Below are 18,422 nucleotides of genomic sequence, written 5' to 3' on the forward strand. Positions count from 1 at the left end.
GGTGAGCGCTGCCGGCCCGGCGCACCCCGTCACAGCGGGCCGAGCACGTCCCTCGGGTTGGCGTCGAGGGCGAGCCCCTCGAGCACGGTGAGCAGCGCGCGCTCCTCGTAGCGGAAGTGGCTCTCCATGATCGCCGCGACGCCTTCGAGGTGGCGGTCGAGCTCTGCCGGCGACGCAGCCCGGTCCGCGGCAGCCTGCAACCCCGACAGCAGGTGCGCGATCATCGAGTGGTCCTGCTCCAGCGCGCGCAGCGTGTCACGGAGCTCGGGGTGAGCCGCGGCGATCGCCGGGAACAGCTCGCGGTCCTCGCCCTCGTGATGGCCGGTCAGTGCGGCGCAGAACCCGTGGCAGAACAGCAGCAGGTCGCGCGTCGCAGGCTCGGCACGCTCGCCGGCGCCGAGCGCCGTACGCATCACCTCGAGGGCGTCGCGCAGGCGTGCGTGGACGGTGCGGAGCTCGTGGTTCCAGGCGATGAGCCTGGTCTTGTCGCCCTCAGTCACGTGAGGGCGAAGGGGATGACGTCATCGTCATGCTCCTTCGGGATCTGGCGCCTCCATGCCTGACACGGCCTGCCACCGGCACGCGACGCTCGCAGGAGCGTATCCATATCGGCCCGTACCGCTCACCCCGGACTCTAGGAGACGGGGCTCACACGTGTAGGCTGAGGCGCGAAAGACATCCTTTAACCACCGTCCCGTGAGGCGGAGAAGGAGGTCAGCCGGTGTCTGCGCACACCTCTGATTCCGGACCCTCGTCCACTGTCGTCCTCGATGCAGGCGACATCTCCCGTGCTCTGACGCGGATCACCCACGAGATCATCGAGAAGAACCGCGGCGCCTCGCAGGTCGTCGTCCTCGGGATCCCCACCCGCGGCGTCGAGCTCGGCCGCCGGGTCGCCGAACGGATGAGCGACGTGGCCGGCCACCCCGTCCCGTACGGGTCGCTGGACATCACGATGTACCGCGACGACCTGCGCATGAAGCCCGCCCGCGCGCTCGAGAAGACCGACATCCCCGTCGACCTCGACGACCGCGTCGTGGTCCTCGTCGACGACGTCCTCTTCTCCGGCCGGACGATCCGCGCCGCCCTCGACGCGCTTAACGACCTCGGGCGCCCTCGCGCCGTCCAGCTCGCCGTCCTCGTCGACCGCGGCCACCGCGAGCTGCCGATCCGCGCGGACTTCGTCGGCAAGAACCTGCCGACCTCGCTGGCGGAGCAGGTCAAGGTCGCTGTCTCCGGACTCGACGATCGTGACGAGGTCCGCATCGTCTCGGCCCCCAAGGTCGCCGAGGCCGCACCTGCACAGGACGGTGCGCGATGAGGCACCTGCTGTCCACGGGCGACCTGACCCGCGACGAGGCCGTCCTTCTCCTCGACACCGCCGAGGAGATGCGCTCTGTCGCCGAGCGCCCCATCAAGAAGCTGCCGACGCTGCGCGGCCGTACGGTCGTCAACCTCTTCTTCGAGGACTCGACCCGTACGCGCATCTCGTTCGAGGCCGCCGCCAAGCGTCTGTCCGCCGACGTCATCAACTTCGCCGCCAAGGGGTCGAGCGTGTCCAAGGGCGAGAGCCTCAAGGACACCGCGCTGACCCTGCAGGCGATGGGCGCCGACGCGGTCGTCATCCGCCACGGCGCGTCCGGCGCACCGGCCCGCCTGGCCCGCGCCGGCTGGATCGACTCCGCGATCCTGAACGCGGGCGACGGCTCCCACGAGCACCCGACGCAGGCGCTGCTCGACGCGTTCACGATGCGCCGCCACCTCGCACCTGGCCAGAAGGGCCTCGATGGGCGCCGTGTCGCGATCGTCGGCGACGTCCTGCACAGCCGGGTCGCCCGGTCCAACGCCCTGCTTCTCGCGACTCTCGGAGCGGAGGTGACGCTGGTCGCGCCCCCGACGCTGATGCCGTACGGGGTCGAGCGCTGGCCGGTCGACACCTCGTACGATCTCGACCCGGTGCTGGCCAAGACCGACGCCGTCATGATGCTGCGGGTCCAGCGCGAGCGGATGAACGCGGCCTACTTCCCAAGTGCCCGCGAGTACAGCCGCCGCTACGGCCTCGACGCCAAGCGCATGGCCAAGCTCCCCGAGCACGCGATCGTCATGCACCCTGGTCCGATGAACCGCGGCATGGAGATCTCCGCCGACGTCGCCGACTCGGCACGCTCAGTGATCGTCGAGCAGGTCACCAACGGCGTCGCCGTACGGATGGCTGCGCTCTATCTGCTGCTCAGCGGCGCCCGCGAGAGCGAGACGTCCGCGCCCGACACCACCCCCGACACGACAGAAGGGCAGGCATGACCGCCTACGTCATCCGCAACGCGAACGTCCTCGGCGTGCAGGTGGCCGACCTGCGGATCGTCGACGGCGTGATCACAGACATCGGTCCCGCGATCGGCGCCGACCTGGACACGACAGACGCCGAGACCCTCGACGCGTCCGGCCTGATCGCGCTCCCCGGCCTGGTCGACCTGCACACGCACCTGCGCGAGCCCGGTCGCGAGGATGCCGAGACGGTCGAGACCGGCACGCGCTCGGCGGCCACCGGCGGCTTCACGCTCGTCCACGCGATGGCCAACACCGACCCCGTCGCCGACACCGCCGGCGTCGTCGAGCAGGTGTGGCGCCTCGGTCGCGAGCACGGCTACTGCGACGTCGCGCCGGTTGGCGCCGTCACCGTCGGCCTGGGCGGCGAGCAGCTCGCCGAGCTCGGCGCGATGGCGGACTCCGCCGCTCGCGTCCGCGTCTTCTCCGACGACGGAAAGTGCGTCTCCGACGCGGTGCTGATGCGACGAGCGCTGGAGTACGTGAAGGCGTTCGACGGCGTGATCGCTCAGCACTCGCAGGAGCCCCGCCTGACCGAGGGCGCACAGATGAACGAGGGCGAGCTCTCCGGCATCCTCGGCCTCACCGGCTGGCCCGCGGTCGCCGAGGAGGCGATCATCGCCCGCGACGTCCTGCTCGCCGAGCACGTCGGCTCGCGCCTGCACGTCTGCCACCTGTCCACCCGCGGCTCGGTCGAGATCGTGCGCTGGGCGAAGTCGCGCGGCATCGACGTCACCGCCGAGGTCACCCCGCACCACCTGCTGCTGACCGACGAGCTCGCGGCTACGTATGACCCGCTCTACAAGGTCAACCCGCCGCTGCGCACGGCCGACGACGTCGCCGCGCTGCGCGAGGGGCTCGCCGAAGGGATCATCGACATCGTCGCCACCGACCACGCCCCGCACCCCAGTGAGGACAAGGAGTGCGAGTGGGCGGCGGCCGCGTTCGGCATGACCGGGCTCGAGACCGCACTGTCGGTCGTCCAGCACGCGATGGTCGACACCGGCCTGCTCGACTGGGCCGGGGTCGCTGAGCGGATGTCGGCCAAGCCCGCCGAGATCGGGCGTGTCGCCGCGCACGGGCGCCCGCTGGCGGTGGGGGAGCCGGCGAACGTCGTCCTGTACGACCCGGCCGCGACCCGCGTCGTGCGCCGCGAGGACTCCGTCTCGCGCTCGCGCAACACCCCGTACGCCGGGATCGAGCTGCCGGGCAAGGTCGTCGCCACGTTCTTGAGAGGGCGACCGACAGTCCTGGGCGGCGCGATCGTCGAGGAGGTCTCGGCATGAGCGGGGTTTCGACAGGCTCGGTTTCGACAGGCTCAACCAGCGGGGTTTCGAGAGGCTCAACCAGCGGTGGGAGGAGGGTGCCTGCGATCCTCGTGCTCGAGGACGGACGCACCTTCCACGGTGATTCGTACGGCGCGCTCGGTGAGACCGTCGGCGAGGCCGTCTTCTCCACCGGCATGACCGGCTACCAGGAGACGCTCACCGACCCCTCGTACCGGCGCCAGGTCGTCGTCATGACCGCCCCGCACGTCGGCAACACCGGCGTCAACTCGGAGGACCCGGAGTCGGGCCGCATCTGGGTCGCTGGGTACGTCGTCCGCGACCCCGCCCGCGTCGCCAGCAGCTGGCGCGCCACCCGCACGCTCGAGGAGGACCTCGTCGAGCAGGGCGTCGTCGGCATCAGCGGCATCGACACCCGTGCGCTCACCCGCCACCTGCGCGACCGCGGCGCCATGCGCGTCGGGATCAGCTCGCTCTCGCACGACGTCGACGCGCTGCTCGCCACCGTGAAGGCGGCGCCCTCGATGGCCGGCGCCGACCTCGCCGGCGAGGTGACGACGGCGGAGCCGTACGTCGTGCCGGCGATCGGCGAGAAGCGACTGACCGTCGCCGCCGTCGACCTCGGCATCAAGGCGATGACGCCGCACCGGATGGCCGAGCGCGGCATCGAGGTCCACGTGCTGCCCGCCGACACGACCCTCGACCAGGTCCGCGCGACGGGCGCTGACGGCGTGTTCTTCTCCAACGGGCCCGGCGACCCCGCCGCGACCACCGACGCCGTGGCGCTGCTGCAGGAGGTGCTGGACGACGGCACGCCGTTCTTCGGGATCTGCTTCGGCAACCAGATGCTGGGCCGCGCACTCGGCCTGGAGACATACAAGCTGAAGTACGGCCACCGTGGCATCAACCAGCCCGTGATGGACCGGACGACCAGCAAGGTCGAGATCACGGCGCACAACCACGGGTTCGCCGTCGCCTGGCCCGGTGACCTCGACGCGCCGCACGAGACCCCGTACGGGCGCGCGAGTGTCAGCCACGTCTGCCTGAACGACGACGTCGTCGAAGGCCTCGAGGTCCACGACGCCGACGGCGACCTGCTGGCGTTCAGCGTCCAGTACCACCCGGAGGCCGCGGCCGGCCCGCACGACGCCGAGTACCTCTTCGACCGGTTCGCCGAGCTCATGCAGACCCGACGAACCTCCTCCGACGCAGAAGGGACGGTGCGCTGATGCCCCGCCGCGACGACATCTCCTCCGTCCTGGTGATCGGGTCCGGCCCGATCGTCATCGGCCAGGCCTGCGAGTTCGACTACTCCGGCACCCAGGCGTGCCGCGTGTTGCGCGCCGAGGGCCTGCGCGTCGTCCTGGTCAACTCCAACCCGGCGACGATCATGACCGACCCGGAGTTCGCCGACGCCACGTACGTCGAGCCGATCACGCCGGAGTTCGTCGAGCGCGTGATCGCCAAGGAGCGCCCAGACGCGCTGCTGGCGACGCTCGGCGGCCAGACCGCCCTCAACACCGCGATGGCGCTCGACGCCGCCGGTGTCCTCGAGAAGTACGGCGTCGAGCTCATCGGCGCATCGGTCGAGGCGATCGAGAAGGGCGAGAACCGCGAGTCCTTCAAGGCGATCGTCGAGGGTCTGCCCGAGGTGTGGGGCGCCGAGGTGGCACAGTCGCTGATCTGCCACACGATGAGCGACTGCCTCGCGGCCGTCGAGTCGCTCGGCTACCCCGTCGTCGTACGCCCCTCGTACACGATGGGCGGCGTCGGCTCGGGCATCGCCCGCGACGAGGCCGAGCTGCACCGCATCGCCGGTGCCGGTCTCGCCGCCAGCCCGACCACCGAGGTGCTCCTGGAGGAGTCGATCCTCGGCTGGAAGGAGTACGAGCTCGAGGTGATGCGCGACAGGTCCGACAACGTCGTCATCGTGTGCTCCATCGAGAACCTCGACCCCATGGGCGTCCACACCGGCGACTCGATCACTGTGGCGCCCGCGATGACGCTCACCGACCGCGAGTACCAGCGGCTGCGCGACATCGCGATCGGCGTCATCCGCGAGGTCGGCGTCGACACCGGCGGCTGCAACATCCAGTTCGCCGTGAACCCCGAGGACGGCCGCATCGTCGTCATCGAGATGAACCCGCGCGTGTCCCGCTCGAGCGCGCTCGCGTCGAAGGCGACCGGCTTCCCGATCGCCAAGATCGCCGCCAAGCTCGCGATCGGCTACACGCTCGACGAGATCCCGAACGACATCACCTCTCGAGAAGACGGACACAGCACGCCGGCGAGCTTCGAGCCGACGCTCGACTACGTCGTCGTCAAGGTGCCGCGGTTCGCGTTCGAGAAGTTCCCCTCCGCCGACGAGCGCCTCACCACCCACATGAAGTCGGTCGGCGAGGCGATGGCGATCGGGCGCAACTTCACCGAGGCCCTCCAGAAGGCGCTGCGCTCGCTGGAGCGCCTGAACGCCGCCTTCGACTGGCATCGCGAGTGGGTCGACCTCGACAAGGACGCGCTCCTCGCTGAGATCGCCGTACCGCACGACGGACGCCTCAAGAAGGTCATGGACGCGATGCGCGCCGGCGCCACGCTCGACGAGCTCTTCGAGGCGACCAAGATCGACCCGTGGTTCCTTGACCAGCTCGCGCTGATCAACGAGATCGCCGCCGAGGTCACCGCTGCCGACGAGCTCACGCCCGGCCTGCTCCGCAAGGCCAAGCGCCACGGGTTCTCCGACGAGCAGCTCGGCAAGATCCGCGGGATGAGCGCCGACGTCGTCCGCGGCGTCCGGCACGCGCTCGGGATCCGCCCGGTCTACAAGACGGTCGACACCTGTGCCGCCGAGTTCGCCGCCCGCACGCCGTACCACTACTCCTCGTACGACGAGGAGACAGAGGTCGAGCCGCGTGACAAGCCCGCCGTGCTGATCCTCGGCTCCGGCCCGAACCGCATCGGTCAGGGCATCGAGTTCGACTACTCGTGCGTCCACGCCTCGCTCGCACTGTCCGAGGCCGGGTACGAGACCGTGATGGTCAACTGCAACCCCGAGACGGTCTCGACCGACTACGACACGTCCGACCGCCTCTACTTCGAGCCGCTGACGCTCGAGGACGTGCTCGAGGTGATCCACGCCGAGCGCCAGGCCGGACCGGTCGTCGGCGTCATCGTCCAGCTCGGCGGCCAGACCCCGCTCGGGCTCGCGGCGGCGCTGGAGCGCGAGGGCGTCCCGATCGTCGGCACGTCGCCGGCGGCGATCGACCTCGCCGAGCACCGTGGCGCCTTCGGTCAGGTGCTCGCCGACGCCGGCCTGCCCGCGCCCAAGCACGGCACCGCGATCTCGTTCCCAGGTGCCAAGGCGGTGGCCGACGAGATCGGCTACCCGGTGCTCGTGCGTCCCTCGTACGTGCTCGGCGGACGCGGCATGGAGATCGTGTACGACGAGGCGTCGCTCGCCGACTACATCGAGCGCGCGACCGAGATCTCGCCGGAGCACCCGGTGCTCGTCGACCGCTTCCTCGACGACGCGGTCGAGATCGACGTCGACGCGCTGTTCGACGGCACGGACCTCTATCTCGGTGGCGTGATGGAGCACATCGAGGAGGCCGGCATCCACTCCGGCGACTCCTCGTGCGCGCTCCCTCCGATCACGCTGGGCGCCGAGGACCTCGCCAAGATCCGTACGTCCACGCGCGCGATCGCCGAGGGCGTCGGGGTGCGCGGGCTGATCAACATCCAGTTCGCGCTGAGCTCGGACGTGCTCTACGTGCTCGAGGCCAATCCCCGCGCGTCGCGTACGGTCCCGTTCGTCTCCAAGGCCACCGGCGTGCCGCTCGCGAAGGCCGCCGCGCGCCTCATGCTCGGCGAGTCGATCGCCGAGCTGCGCGCCGCGGGGGTCCTGCGGGCGACCGGCGACGGTGGCGACCTCGGTCCCCACGCGCCGATCGCGGTCAAGGAGGCCGTGATGCCGTTCAACCGGTTCCGGACTCTCGAGGGCAAGACCGTCGACACGCTGCTCGGTCCCGAGATGCGCTCGACCGGCGAGGTCATGGGCATCGACGCGCTGTTCGGCACCGCGTTCGCCAAGGCGCAGGCGGGGGCCCAGGAGGGCCTGCCCACTTCCGGCAAGGTCTTCGTGTCGGTCGCCAACCGCGACAAGCGTCACATGATCTTCCCGATCAAGCGCCTCGCCGACCTCGGCTTCGAGATCGTCGCGACCGCGGGCACCGCCGAGGTCCTGCGCCGCAACGGCGTCGAGGCCACCATCGTCCGCAAGCTCAGCGAGGTGCCGGACGCTGGCGGCTCGCGGCTCAACGAGCTGATCTCCTCCGGCCAGATCGGCCTGGTCGTCAACACGCCGCACGGCTCGACGTCCGGCGGCAGCCCGCGTGTCGACGGCTACGAGATCCGTACGGCGGCGATCAGCGCGGGCGTCCCGTGCATCACCACCGTCCAGGGCCTGGCCGCTGCGGTGCAGGGCATCGAGGCTGCCCGCGAGGGCGGCGTCGGGGTCCGGTCGCTGCAGTCGTGGGCACGGGCCGTGCAGACGGAGGGGAGCGCGCAGTGAGCGCCACCCAGGTCCGGGGGACGGTCGTCTCCCGGATGCCGGTCGGTGACTACCACCACCTCGTCATCGCCGCCGAGGGCATCGCGTCGAGCGCGCGCCCCGGGCACTTCGTCGCGCTGGCGGTCGGAGGAGCCGACAGCGGGATGCTGCTGCGGCGTGCGTTCTCGATCTACCGCACGTCGGCCACGGGTCGGCACGGAGAGACGGTCGAGATCGTCTTCGCCGCGCACGGCAAGGGCACCCGATGGATGGCCGACCTCGAGTCGGGCGACCCGATCGACGTCGTCGGCCCGGTCGGTCGCCCGTTCGCGTTGCCGAAGGAGCCCGTCTCGTGCGTGCTCGTCGGAGGCGGCTACGGCTCGGCGCCGATGTTCACCCTCGCCCACGCCCTGCGCGAGCGCGGGTGCGCCGCGCACCTCGTCCTCGGCGCGGCCACGACGCCGCGCCTGTTCGGCGTGCTCGAGGCCCACAAGGTCGCGACCAGCGTCCACGTGACGACCGAGGACGGGTCGACCGGCACCCGTGGGCGCGTCACCGACGTGCTCGCGGACCTGGTCGACGACACCGATGCCGCCGTCGTCTATGCCTGCGGGCCGATGGGGATGCTGCGCGCGGTCTCCGACGTCGCCGAGGAGAACGGTGCCTGGAGCCAGTGCGCCGTGGAGGAGTCGATGGCGTGCGGCATCGGCGTCTGCATGACCTGCGTCCTGCCCGTGGAGGGTGAGGACGGCATCGTCCGCATGGTACGAAGCTGCGTGGAGGGCCCCGTCTTCCGTGGGGACCGGGTGCGCTGGGACGCGGTCGGGACGATCCCGGCCGGGACACTGGGAGGCCCGCGATGACCGCCGTACGAGGTGATGCGATCGCGCCCGCCGACGTCGACCTGTCGGTGGACCTGTGCGGACTCGCCCTGCCCAACCCGGTGATGACTGCCTCCGGGTGCGCGGCGGCCGGCCGTGAGCTCGACCAGTTCTTCGACGTCGCCGCACTCGGCGCCATCGTCACGAAGTCGATCATGCTCAACCCGCGCTCGGGTCGCCCGACGCCGCGGATGGCCGAGACACCCTCGGGCATGCTCAACTCGATCGGGCTGCAGGGCCCGGGCATCGACGCCTTCCTCGCACGCGACCTGCCGTGGCTCGTGCAGCGTGGCGCGAGGGCGGTCGTGTCGATCGCGGGGGAGAAGCCGGCCGACTACGTCGAGCTCGCCCGCCGCGTGGGCCAGGCGCCCGGCGTTGCCGCGATCGAGGTCAACATCTCCTGCCCGAACGTCGAGAACCGCGGCATGGTCTTCGCGTGCGACCCCGAGTCCTCGTACCGGGTGATGGAGGAGGTCCGCCCGCACATCCCGCGTGACATCCCCGTCTTCGCCAAGCTGACGCCCGACGTCACCGACATCGCCTCGATCGCGGGCGCGGTCGCCGATGCGGGCGCTGACGGCGTCACGGTGATCAACACGCTGCTGGGGATCGCGATGGACCCCGACACGCTCAAGCCGCGGCTCGGCGGCGTGACCGGAGGCCTCAGCGGGCCTGCCGTCCGCCCCGTCGCCATACGCGCGGTCTGGCAGATCCGCAAGGCCCTGCCCGACCTCCCGATCATCGGCGTCGGCGGCATCCGTACGGGGTTCGACGCGCTCGAGTTCGTCCTCGCGGGAGCCGACGCTGTGCAGGTCGGCACCATCATCTTCCACGACCCCACCGCGCCGTTGCGGATCGTCGGCGAGCTGCGCGACGAGCTGGCGCAGCGGGGGATCAGCACGCTCGACGAGGTGAGAGGGGCAGCGCATGCCTGAGGCATTCGGAGCGCGGCTGAGTGCCGCTGTGGCGCGGTACGGGCCGCTGTGCGTCGGGATTGACCCGCACGCGTCCCTGCTGGCCTCGTGGGGCCTGCCTGACGATGTGTCGGGGCTCGAGCGCTTCGCCGCGACCACTGTCGAGGCGATGGCCGGGCAGGTCGCGGTCGTGAAGCCGCAGTCGGCGTTCTTCGAGCGGCACGGCGCCGCCGGGGTCGCCGTCCTGGAGCGGACGATCCGTGAGGCGCGCGACGCCGGGCTGCTCGTGCTGCTGGACGTCAAGCGCGGCGACATCGGGTCGACCGCCCAGGCCTACGCGGACGCCTACCTCGACGCGGCGTCGCCGATGCAGGCCGACGCCGTCACGGTCAGCCCGTACCTCGGCTTCGGGTCGCTCGATCCGTTCCTCGAGAGCGCCGAGCGCAACGGCGGCGGCGTCTTTGTGCTCTCCCTCACCTCCAACCCGGAGGGCCCCGAGGTGCAGCACGCCCGCGTGGGGGAGCGTTCGGTGGCCGGGGTGATGCTCGACCACCTGCGCACGCGCAACGGCGCTGCGGACCCGCAGGGTTCGTACGGTGCGGTCGTCGGCGCGACGGTCGGAGACCTCACCGAGGACGTCGCCATCAACGGGCCGCTCCTGGTGCCCGGCTTCGGCGCGCAGGGCGGGACCGTGGAGGACCTGCGGCGGCTCTTCGGGCACGTCTGGGACCACATCGTCCCGGCGAGCTCGCGGGGCGTCCTGGCCGCGGGCCCCGACGTGGCCTCGTTGCGTGCGGCCGCTGCGGCCACCGCCGACCAGCTTCGCTGACGGGCCAACCGGTCGATCCTGAGCCAGGCGGACGCTAGGGTGACACACGCCCTGCGGTGACGTCCCGGCCCCGGTCGCCGCGCCGGTCCGTCGCGCGGACCCACGACACCTAGGGTCGCCGTCTGCGGCCCGACGACAAGGAGCACCTCATGCGCCGACTCACGTTCGCCTTCGCGAGCGCCACGCTCGCCCTGGCCGCCCTGACCGGATGCGGCGGTGGTGGTGGTGGCAGCGACACCGACACCTATTGTGACGAGGTCGAGACCGCCGGCAAGAAGCTGGGCGACACCGCCTCCGCCGAGGATCTCGACGAGGTCATGAGCAACCTCAAGAAGGTGCGCGACGCGGCGCCGGACTCCGTCAAGGAGAACTGGGCAACCCTCGTCGAAGCCTACGAGTCGGCTCAGAAGGGCGACGTCGCAGACCTCGACCAGGACGCCCTCCAGAAGGCCGGCGAGGCCATCGACAAGCAGGTCAAGGCCGACTGTGACCTCGATCTCGACAACCTTTCCTGACCCAGATCCGCGTCGAGTCGGCCCCACCTGCATGCGGGTGGGGCCGTCCGCGTTCCCAGGGCAGGGCCGCGCGGTCGGACGCGGACCGCGCCCCTTAGGCTGGCCCGCGGCCCGTGCAGCGTGGGCGGCTTCCTGTTGCCGCTGCGCGGATGCCCTCGCTAAGTTCACTCCATCGAACCAACCCCTACGAGGTGACCCACGTTGGCTCTTCCTCCGCTCACCCCTGAGCAGCGCCAGGCGGCGCTGGAGAAGGCGGCGGCCGCGCGCCGAGAGCGCGCCGAGATCAAGAACCGTCTCAAGCACTCAGGTGCCTCCCTTGCCGATGTCCTGGAGGAGGGCCAGACCAATGAGGTCGTCGGCAAGATGAAGGTCTACGACCTCCTTCAGTCGATGCCGGGACTCGGCAAGGTCCGTGCCCGCCAGCTGATGGAGCGCATCGGGATCGCTGAGTCCCGCCGCGTGCGCGGCCTGGGCGTCAAGCAGATCGCGGCGCTGGAGCACGAGTTCGCCAACCGTGGCTGACGCGACGACGACCAGGGCCGCCGGCAACCGCCGGCGGCTGGTCGTCCTCGCCGGCCCCACGGCCGTCGGCAAGGGCACCGTCGCCGCGTGCGTGCGCGAGGAGCACCCCGAGATCTGGATCTCCGTCTCGGCGACCACCCGGGCGCCGCGCCCGGGCGAGATCGACGGCGTCCACTACCACTTCGTGTCGCCGGAGGAGTTCGACCGGCTCGTCGACGAAGGCCAGATGCTCGAGTGGGCTGTCGTCCACGGCAGCAACAGGTACGGCACGCCGCGCTGGCCGGTCGAGGAGCGGCTCGCCGCCGGTTCGCCCGCCCTGCTCGAGATCGACCTCCAGGGCGCGCGTCAGGTGCGTGAGGCGATGCCCGAGGCGCTCTTCGTGTTCCTCAAGCCGCCGTCGTGGGACGAGCTCGTCAGCCGTCTGGTCGGCCGCGGCACGGAGGACGAGGCCGAGCGTGAGCGCCGCCTGGCCACCGCTCGCGTCGAGCTCGCGGCGGAGGACGAGTTCGACGTGACGATCGTGAACGCCGACGTCGGCCAGGCCTGTGCCGAGTTGGTAGCATTGATCGAGAATCCGCCCGACTCCGTTCGGGCATCATCCACGACTTCTCTGTGAGGCCACCACGTGTCCGGCACCCAGGCTGCCCCCGAAGGCATCACCTTCCCCCCGATCGACGACCTGCTGACCAAGGTCGACTCCAAGTACGAGCTGGTGCTCGTCAGCGCCAAGCGCGCCCGCCAGATCAACGCCTACTACTCCCAGCTGGGCGAGGGTCTCCTGGAGTACGTCGGCCCGCTCCTCGACACCCACGTCCAGGAGAAGCCGCTCTCGATCTCCCTGCGCGAGATCAACGAAGGCCTGCTGAAGACCGAGGCCGTGGAGCCCGACGCCGAGCAGGAGTGAGTCCCCGTCACCGGGGGCACGGACCACAGTGAGCGCGGTCAGATGAGCACTATCGTGCTGGGAGTCGGCGGGGGGATCGCGGCCTACAAGGCGGCAGAGGTCCTCCGCCGTTTCAGCGAGTCCGGCCACAGCGTTACGGTCGTGCCGACCGCGGCGGCGCTCAAGTTCGTGGGAGCGCCGACGTGGGAGGCCCTCTCGGGCCGCCCGGTGAGCACGGACGTCTTCGAGTCCGTCCCCGAGGTTCCGCACGTGGCGATCGGCCAGTCGGCCGACCTGGTGGTGGTCGCTCCGGCGACCGCCAACCTCCTTGCGAAGGCCGCCCACGGTCTGGCCGACGACCTCCTGACCAACACGTTGCTCACCGCGCGCTGCCCCGTGGTCATGGCACCGGCCATGCACACCGAGATGTGGGAGCACCCCGCCACGCAGGCCAACGTCGCCATGTTGCGCGCGCGAGGCGTGGTCGTGCTCGAGCCCGCCGTCGGTCGTCTGACCGGCAAGGACACGGGCAAGGGTCGACTTCCTGACCCCGCCGACATCGTCGACGCCGCGCTGGCGGTGCTCGCGCGGGGCGCTCACGGCGGCAGCGACCTCATTGACGTCCGCCTCCTGGTGAGTGCGGGCGGCACCCGTGAATACCTGGACCCCGTCCGCTTCCTCGGCAACCGCTCGTCCGGCCGGCAGGGGGTCGCGCTCGCGCAGGCCGCCGCCAGCCGAGGGGCAAAGGTCACCCTCATCGCCGCCAACGTCTCGATCCCCGTTCCCACCGGGATCGACGTGGTCCGCGTCGAGACGACCGCGGAGCTGCACGACGCGATGCTGGAGCGCTCGGCTGCGGCCGACGTCGTCGTGATGGCTGCCGCTCCGGCGGACTTCCGGCCCGAGAGTTCTGCTCGTACGAAGATCAAGAAGAACGACACGGGCACGGTCCCTGACCTCACGCTCGTCCAGAACCCGGACATCCTTCGGGACCTCGTGGAGCGCCGCGGCGACGCCGCCACCCCGCTGATCGTGGGGTTCGCGGCCGAGACCGGTGACTCCGACGCGTCGGTCCTCGACCACGCCCGAGCCAAGCTGGCCCGCAAGGGCACCGATTTTCTCGTGGTCAACGACGTCAGTGGGGGCAAGGCCTTCGAGCGCGCCGACAACGAGGTCGTGATCCTCGGGAGCGACGGCAGCGCCACCGAGATCCCGTACGGGCCCAAGATCGCTGTCGCGCACGCCATCTGTGACACGATCGCCCATCGACTGGACAACGGCTGATCCGCGCTCCTGGTGCGGTATAGGCTGGATCGACTGCCCCACCGGCTGCTGAAAGGACACCCTGTGAGCCGCCTGTTCACCTCCGAGTCCGTGACCGAAGGTCACCCCGACAAGATCGCCGACCAGATCAGCGACAGCGTGCTTGACGCCTTGCTCGCACAGGACCCTCAGTCACGTGTCGCCTGCGAGACCTTCGTGACCACCGGTCTCGTTCTCGTCGGTGGCGAGGTGACCACCCAGGCTTATGCCGACATCGCCCGGATCGCCCGTGACCGCATCCTCGAGATCGGCTACGACTCCTCGACCAAGGGCTTCGACGGCGCGTCCTGCGGCGTCCAGGTGACGATCGGTCAGCAGTCTCCCGACATCGCGCAGGGCGTCGACCAGGCGTACGAGGAGCGTGCCGAGGGCTCGGCCGACCCGCTCGACAACCAGGGTGCCGGCGACCAGGGCCTGATGTTCGGCTTCGCGAGCGACGAGACGCCCGAGCTGATGCCGCTGCCGATCACGATCGCCCACCGGCTCGCCGAGCGCCTGACCGCCGTGCGCAAGGACGGCACGGTGCCCTACCTCCGTCCTGACGGCAAGACCCAGGTCACCATCGAGTACGACGACGACGACGTCCCCGTACGTGTCGATACCGTCGTCGTCTCGACGCAGCACGCGGCCGACATCGACCTCGAGGCCATGCTTGCGCCCGACGTCAAGAAGCACGTCGTCGACGCGGTGCTCGACGGCTTCTCGATCGACCACTCCGACTACCGTCTGCTGGTCAACCCGACCGGCCGGTTCGAGATCGGTGGCCCGATGGGCGACGCCGGGCTCACCGGACGCAAGATCATCGTCGACACCTACGGCGGTTACGCCCGGCACGGCGGCGGTGCATTCTCCGGCAAGGATCCGAGCAAGGTCGACCGCTCCGCCGCGTACGCGATGCGTTGGGTCGCCAAGAACATCGTCGCGGCCGGTCTCGCCCGCAAGGTCGAGGTGCAGGTCGCGTACGCCATCGGCAAGGCACACCCGGTCGGCTTCTACCTCGACACCTTCGGCACCGAGACCGTTCCGGTCGAGCAGATCCGGGCGGCCGTCCTCGAGGTGTTCGATCTCCGTCCGGCCGCCATCGTCCGCGACCTCGACCTCAAGCGTCCGATCTACGCCAAGACCGCGGCGTACGGGCACTTCGGTCGTGAGCTCCCCGAGTTCACCTGGGAAGCCACCGACCGTGCCGACGCGTTGCGTGCGGCAGTTGGCGCCTGACCTGAGGAGCCACAGCCTGCGCACGACCGCCCTGGGGACGACGGCGGGCGCGTCGTCGGCCGGGCTTGGTAGAACTGCTTGGTGACCGACGAACGACATGACGCACAGCCGGCGCTGGTGGGGGAGCCTCCCCGACCAGCGCCTGCTGCGTCTGCAGGCAGGTTCGCCGGCGCGGCCGACGAGCTCCCGGTTGCGCGGGTCGCGGCCGACGTGAGCCTGGCCCACCTCGACCGGCCCTTCGACTACCTGGTGCCCGCGGCGATGGACGCGGAGGTCGTCCCCGGCTGCCGGGTCTCCGTGCGGTTCGCCGGCGTGGCGGTCACGGGGTTCGTGCTCGAGCGCGTCGCGACGACCGAGCACCAGGGCAAGCTCGCGAGGCTCTCGCGGGTGATGTCGTCAGAGGTGGTGCTGCGCCCCGACGTCGCAAGGCTGTGCCGTGCCGTCGCCGACCGCTATGCAGGGGTCTTCGCTGACGTCGCTCGCCTCGCGGTGCCCCCGCGGCACGCCCGTACCGAGAAACGGTCCTCCGCCGCCCCCGTCGCCGACCCGCTGGGCGCGCCGGCCGATGAGGCGTGGGCGCCGTACGACGGTGGCCGCGAGCTCGTCGCGGCGCTCTCCCGTGGCGGGTCTCCGCGCGCGGTCTGGAACGCGGTCCCGGGTGGCTCTCCCGAGCGGGCTCTCGCTCAGGCGGCCGACGCGACTCTGCGGTCGGGTCGCGGGGTCGTCGTGTGCCTGCCGGACGTCGCTGACGTCGAGCGCGCCGACGCGGCCTTCACCGAGGTGCTCGGAGCCGGTCGTCACGTCGTCCTCACCGCCGACCTCGGGCCGTCGGCGCGCTACGCGGCGTTCCTGGCGCTGGCCCGCGGGCACGTCCGCGCGGTGATCGGCACGCGCGCGGCGGCATTCGCGCCCGTGCACGACCTCGGGCTGGTGGCGATCTGGGACGACGGCGACGACCTCTTCGCCGAGCCCCGCGCGCCGTACCCGCACGCGCGCGAGGTGCTGCTCATGCGCGCGTGGGACACCGGCTGCGGCGTGCTCGTCGGTGGCTACGCGCGTACGGCGGAGGCCGAGCAGCTCGTGACCTCGGGGTGGTGCACCGCCGTCACGGCCACGATGGCCGACCGGCGTGACAGCTGGGCACGCCTCTCGGTCGACGAGGGCACGGGCGCCTCTGCGGGGTCACGGCTGCCAGCGTCGGCGTTCCGGGCGGTGCGGGCCGCGTTGGCCACGGGGCCGGTGCTCGTCCAAGTCCCGCGCACCGGCTACCGCGCGGCGCTCGCCTGCCAGGACTGCCGTACGCCGGCCCGGTGCACGCACTGCTCCGGCCCGCTCGCGCAGGACCGCTCCGGCGCCGACCCGCAGTGCCGGTGGTGCGGGCGCGCCGTCGAGGAGTGGACCTGCCCGTCGTGCGGGAGCCACCGGCTCCGCGCCCCGGTGATGGGGGAGCGGCGGACCGCCGAGGAGCTCGGGCGTGCGTTCCCCGGCACCCTCGTCCGTACGTCGGCGTCGGGCTCGGTTCTGCGGACCGTGCCCGAGACACCCTCCCTCGTCGTCGCCACGCCGGGGGCCGAGCCGCACGCCGAGGGGGGCTACGCGGCTGCGGTGCTGCTCGACACGTGGGTCGCACTGTCTCGGCCCGACCTGCGGACAGACGAGGAGTCGCTCCGGCGCTGGCTCAACGCGGCGGCCCTCGTCCGCGGCCGGAGCGCCGGTGGGCAGGTCGTCGCGGTGGGTGACCCGGGCATCGCGGTGCTCCAGGCGCTGGTGCGTGCCGATCCCGCCGGTCATGCCGCCCGCGAGCTCGCCGCGAGACTCGAGGCCCGCCTGCCGCCGGCCGTACGACTCGCGACCGTCGAGGGCGAGCTCGACGCCCTGCGCACGCTCGCCGAAGGGCCGTGGCCGCAGCCCGCCCAGGTGCTCGGGCCGGTCGAGCTGCGGCCGGCGTCGGAGGACGAGGCGCAGCCGTGGGGCCGCCTCATCGTCGCCGTTCCCCGCGCAAAGGGCGCGGCGCTCGCTCGGGCGCTCCAGGTCGCGCAGGCCGCGCGCTCGGTCCACAAGCTCCGCCCGTACCGGATCTCCGTCGACCCGCAGTCGCTCGGCTGAGCCGTCCTAGTCGTACGAGGCGACGACGCGCTGCTGTGCGCCGTCGACGGTGACCTCGCCGCCGTACGGGACGATCCACTGCGGGCGGGTGTGCCCGAACGGGACACCGACGACCACGACTGCCTCGGGGTTGTACGCCGCGATCGTGCCGACGGCCACGTCCCGCTGTGCCTCTCGCAGTCGCCGGCGCTCGTCTGCCGATGGTCGGTGCTGCAGGTCCGACGTCGGGGGACGGCCCACGAGCACGGCGTCGACCGCGGCGAGGAGACCGCGCTCGCCCATCGAGCGCAGGATGCGTCCGACCTCCTGGGTCGAGGGCAGCTCTTCGGAGGTCTCGACGAGCAGGACCCCGCCGTCGAGCGCCGCCGCGGGGAACGGGAAGCGGTCGGCCGTCAGGATCCACTGCAGGATCTCCAGGCAGCCTCCCCACGTACGGCCAGTGGCCGAACGGGCGGGACCGTGCCACGTCCACGGCTCGGTCGGCTCGCGCACGCCGTACGAGGTCAGCGCGGCGGGGTCGTCCCACGGCAGGCCGGTGTCCTCGGACTCGCCGGGTTCGGTCAGCTCGAGCGACCCACCCGTCAGCAGCGCCGCGCGCAAGGACGCCGCATGGACGGGGTCGACCGCCGGGCCCGGGCCGAGGTGGACCTGGGTCGCGCCGCCGTAGAAGCCGGCGACGCCGTTCGACCACAGCCAGCTCAGGAGGTTCGTGTTGTCGCTGTAGCCGAGGAACGGCTTCGGGTCGGCCCGTACGAGGTCGGCATCGAGGTGCGGGATCACCGTGATCTGGTCGTCGCCGCCGATCGTGGCCAGCACGGCCCGGATGCCCGGGTCGGCGAACGCGGCGTTGAGGTCGGCGGCGCGTCCCTCGGGCGAGGCGTCTGCGCGCGTCGTCGGGTACTCGACGGGCTCGAGGCCCGTCAGGGCGCGCAGGCGCTCCATCGCCTGCTCGTGCACGGCGGGGAAGTGCGCGGGACCCGCCCACGAGGGGGAGACGACGGCGACGCGGTCGCCAGGACGTGCCTTCGGCGGGCTGACGGGGCGCGGTGTGGTGTCCATACCCCACCCCACCAT

General features: G+C 71.5%; 17 protein-coding genes. 15 read left to right on the forward strand and 2 right to left on the reverse strand.

Annotated elements, in window-relative coordinates; all coding sequences use genetic code 11:
• Nucleotides 1–29: 29 nt before the first annotated feature.
• Entirely contained in the window at nt 30–500 is a 471-nt protein-coding gene (locus HCT63_RS19845) for a hemerythrin domain-containing protein (RefSeq protein WP_167009005.1), read from the reverse strand.
• A 221-nt stretch (nt 501–721) separates the two neighbouring features.
• Between HCT63_RS19845 and pyrR the strand changes: the two genes are divergently transcribed.
• The 15 genes from pyrR (at nt 722) to HCT63_RS19920 (ending at nt 17,348) form a co-directional block, all read left to right on the forward strand.
• Nucleotides 722–1,321: a bifunctional pyr operon transcriptional regulator/uracil phosphoribosyltransferase PyrR gene (pyrR, locus tag HCT63_RS19850; protein ID WP_167009008.1), complete on the forward strand. Its 600-nt coding sequence runs from the start codon at nt 722–724 to the stop codon at nt 1,319–1,321.
• Nucleotides 1,318–2,301 carry an aspartate carbamoyltransferase catalytic subunit gene (locus HCT63_RS19855; RefSeq protein ID WP_167009010.1) on the forward strand — a complete coding sequence of 328 codons (984 nt, stop codon included), beginning with the start codon at nt 1,318–1,320 and terminating at the stop codon, nt 2,299–2,301. Before pyrR ends, HCT63_RS19855 begins: the two co-directional genes overlap by 4 nt.
• Nucleotides 2,298–3,611: a dihydroorotase gene (locus HCT63_RS19860; protein ID WP_167009013.1), complete on the forward strand. Its 1,314-nt coding sequence runs from the start codon at nt 2,298–2,300 to the stop codon at nt 3,609–3,611. Before HCT63_RS19855 ends, HCT63_RS19860 begins: the two co-directional genes overlap by 4 nt.
• A 77-nt stretch (nt 3,612–3,688) precedes the next feature.
• A complete protein-coding gene (carA, locus tag HCT63_RS19865; protein ID WP_243843140.1) occupies nt 3,689–4,840 on the forward strand; it encodes a glutamine-hydrolyzing carbamoyl-phosphate synthase small subunit in 1,152 nt (383 codons plus the stop codon).
• The gene (gene carB / locus HCT63_RS19870; protein ID WP_167009019.1) at nt 4,840–8,178 is read left to right on the forward strand and encodes a carbamoyl-phosphate synthase large subunit; all 3,339 of its coding nucleotides are present in this window, start codon (nt 4,840–4,842) and stop codon (nt 8,176–8,178) included. The genes carA and carB overlap by 1 nt, the downstream gene beginning before the upstream one ends.
• Entirely contained in the window at nt 8,175–9,020 is an 846-nt protein-coding gene (locus HCT63_RS19875) for a dihydroorotate dehydrogenase electron transfer subunit (RefSeq protein WP_208322528.1), read from the forward strand. Before carB ends, HCT63_RS19875 begins: the two co-directional genes overlap by 4 nt.
• Nucleotides 9,017–9,973, forward strand: coding sequence for a dihydroorotate dehydrogenase (locus tag HCT63_RS19880; RefSeq protein ID WP_167009023.1), 957 nt, complete (start codon nt 9,017–9,019; stop codon nt 9,971–9,973). The genes HCT63_RS19875 and HCT63_RS19880 overlap by 4 nt, the downstream gene beginning before the upstream one ends.
• Complete coding sequence (gene pyrF, locus HCT63_RS19885; protein ID WP_167009026.1) at nt 9,966–10,781, forward strand: orotidine-5'-phosphate decarboxylase; 816 nt, start codon at nt 9,966–9,968, stop codon at nt 10,779–10,781. Before HCT63_RS19880 ends, pyrF begins: the two co-directional genes overlap by 8 nt.
• A 149-nt stretch (nt 10,782–10,930) precedes the next feature.
• Nucleotides 10,931–11,296, forward strand: a complete 366-nt coding sequence (locus HCT63_RS19890; protein WP_167009029.1) for a hypothetical protein — start codon at nt 10,931–10,933, stop codon at nt 11,294–11,296.
• Nucleotides 11,297–11,497: 201 nt separating this feature from the next.
• Complete coding sequence (gene mihF, locus HCT63_RS19895) at nt 11,498–11,818, forward strand: integration host factor, actinobacterial type (protein ID WP_167009032.1); 321 nt, start codon at nt 11,498–11,500, stop codon at nt 11,816–11,818.
• Nucleotides 11,811–12,434 carry a guanylate kinase gene (gmk, locus tag HCT63_RS19900; protein ID WP_167009035.1) on the forward strand — a complete coding sequence of 208 codons (624 nt, stop codon included), beginning with the start codon at nt 11,811–11,813 and terminating at the stop codon, nt 12,432–12,434. The genes mihF and gmk overlap by 8 nt, the downstream gene beginning before the upstream one ends.
• 9 nt (nt 12,435–12,443) lie before the next feature.
• Nucleotides 12,444–12,722: a DNA-directed RNA polymerase subunit omega gene (rpoZ, locus tag HCT63_RS19905; RefSeq protein ID WP_167009038.1), complete on the forward strand. Its 279-nt coding sequence runs from the start codon at nt 12,444–12,446 to the stop codon at nt 12,720–12,722.
• A gap of 42 nt (nt 12,723–12,764) precedes the next feature.
• Nucleotides 12,765–13,985, forward strand: a complete 1,221-nt coding sequence (gene coaBC, locus HCT63_RS19910; RefSeq protein WP_167009041.1) for a bifunctional phosphopantothenoylcysteine decarboxylase/phosphopantothenate--cysteine ligase CoaBC — start codon at nt 12,765–12,767, stop codon at nt 13,983–13,985.
• A gap of 63 nt (nt 13,986–14,048) precedes the next feature.
• Entirely contained in the window at nt 14,049–15,242 is a 1,194-nt protein-coding gene (gene metK / locus HCT63_RS19915) for a methionine adenosyltransferase (RefSeq protein ID WP_167009044.1), read from the forward strand.
• Between the two features lie 81 nt (nt 15,243–15,323).
• On the forward strand, nt 15,324–17,348 hold the full coding sequence (locus HCT63_RS19920) for a primosomal protein N' (protein ID WP_243843141.1): 2,025 nt from the start codon (nt 15,324–15,326) through the stop codon (nt 17,346–17,348).
• Between the two features lie 6 nt (nt 17,349–17,354).
• On the opposite strand, the gene HCT63_RS19925 is transcribed toward HCT63_RS19920, so the two are convergent.
• Nucleotides 17,355–18,407, reverse strand: a complete 1,053-nt coding sequence (locus tag HCT63_RS19925; RefSeq protein WP_167009046.1) for a S66 peptidase family protein — start codon at nt 18,405–18,407, stop codon at nt 17,355–17,357.
• Between the last annotated feature and the right edge of the window lie 15 nt (nt 18,408–18,422).

This window comes from Mumia sp. ZJ430, from assembly GCF_011751845.1.
In the GTDB taxonomy this organism is placed as follows: Bacteria; Actinomycetota; Actinomycetes; order Propionibacteriales; family Nocardioidaceae; genus Mumia.

What these genes read in the sequence shown, in the direction of transcription:
- HCT63_RS19925 (WP_167009046.1), bottom strand. Translation starts at nt 18,407, where the DNA reads ATGGACACCACACCGCGCCCCGTCAGCCCGCCGAAGGCACGTCCTGGC.
- pyrF (WP_167009026.1), top strand. Translation starts at nt 9,966, where the DNA reads ATGCCTGAGGCATTCGGAGCGCGGCTGAGTGCCGCTGTGGCGCGGTAC.
- HCT63_RS19860 (WP_167009013.1), top strand. Translation starts at nt 2,298, where the DNA reads ATGACCGCCTACGTCATCCGCAACGCGAACGTCCTCGGCGTGCAGGTG.
- coaBC (WP_167009041.1), top strand. Translation starts at nt 12,765, where the DNA reads ATGAGCACTATCGTGCTGGGAGTCGGCGGGGGGATCGCGGCCTACAAG.
- HCT63_RS19855 (WP_167009010.1), top strand. Translation starts at nt 1,318, where the DNA reads ATGAGGCACCTGCTGTCCACGGGCGACCTGACCCGCGACGAGGCCGTC.
- HCT63_RS19880 (WP_167009023.1), top strand. Translation starts at nt 9,017, where the DNA reads ATGACCGCCGTACGAGGTGATGCGATCGCGCCCGCCGACGTCGACCTG.
- HCT63_RS19890 (WP_167009029.1), top strand. Translation starts at nt 10,931, where the DNA reads ATGCGCCGACTCACGTTCGCCTTCGCGAGCGCCACGCTCGCCCTGGCC.
- carB (WP_167009019.1), top strand. Translation starts at nt 4,840, where the DNA reads ATGCCCCGCCGCGACGACATCTCCTCCGTCCTGGTGATCGGGTCCGGC.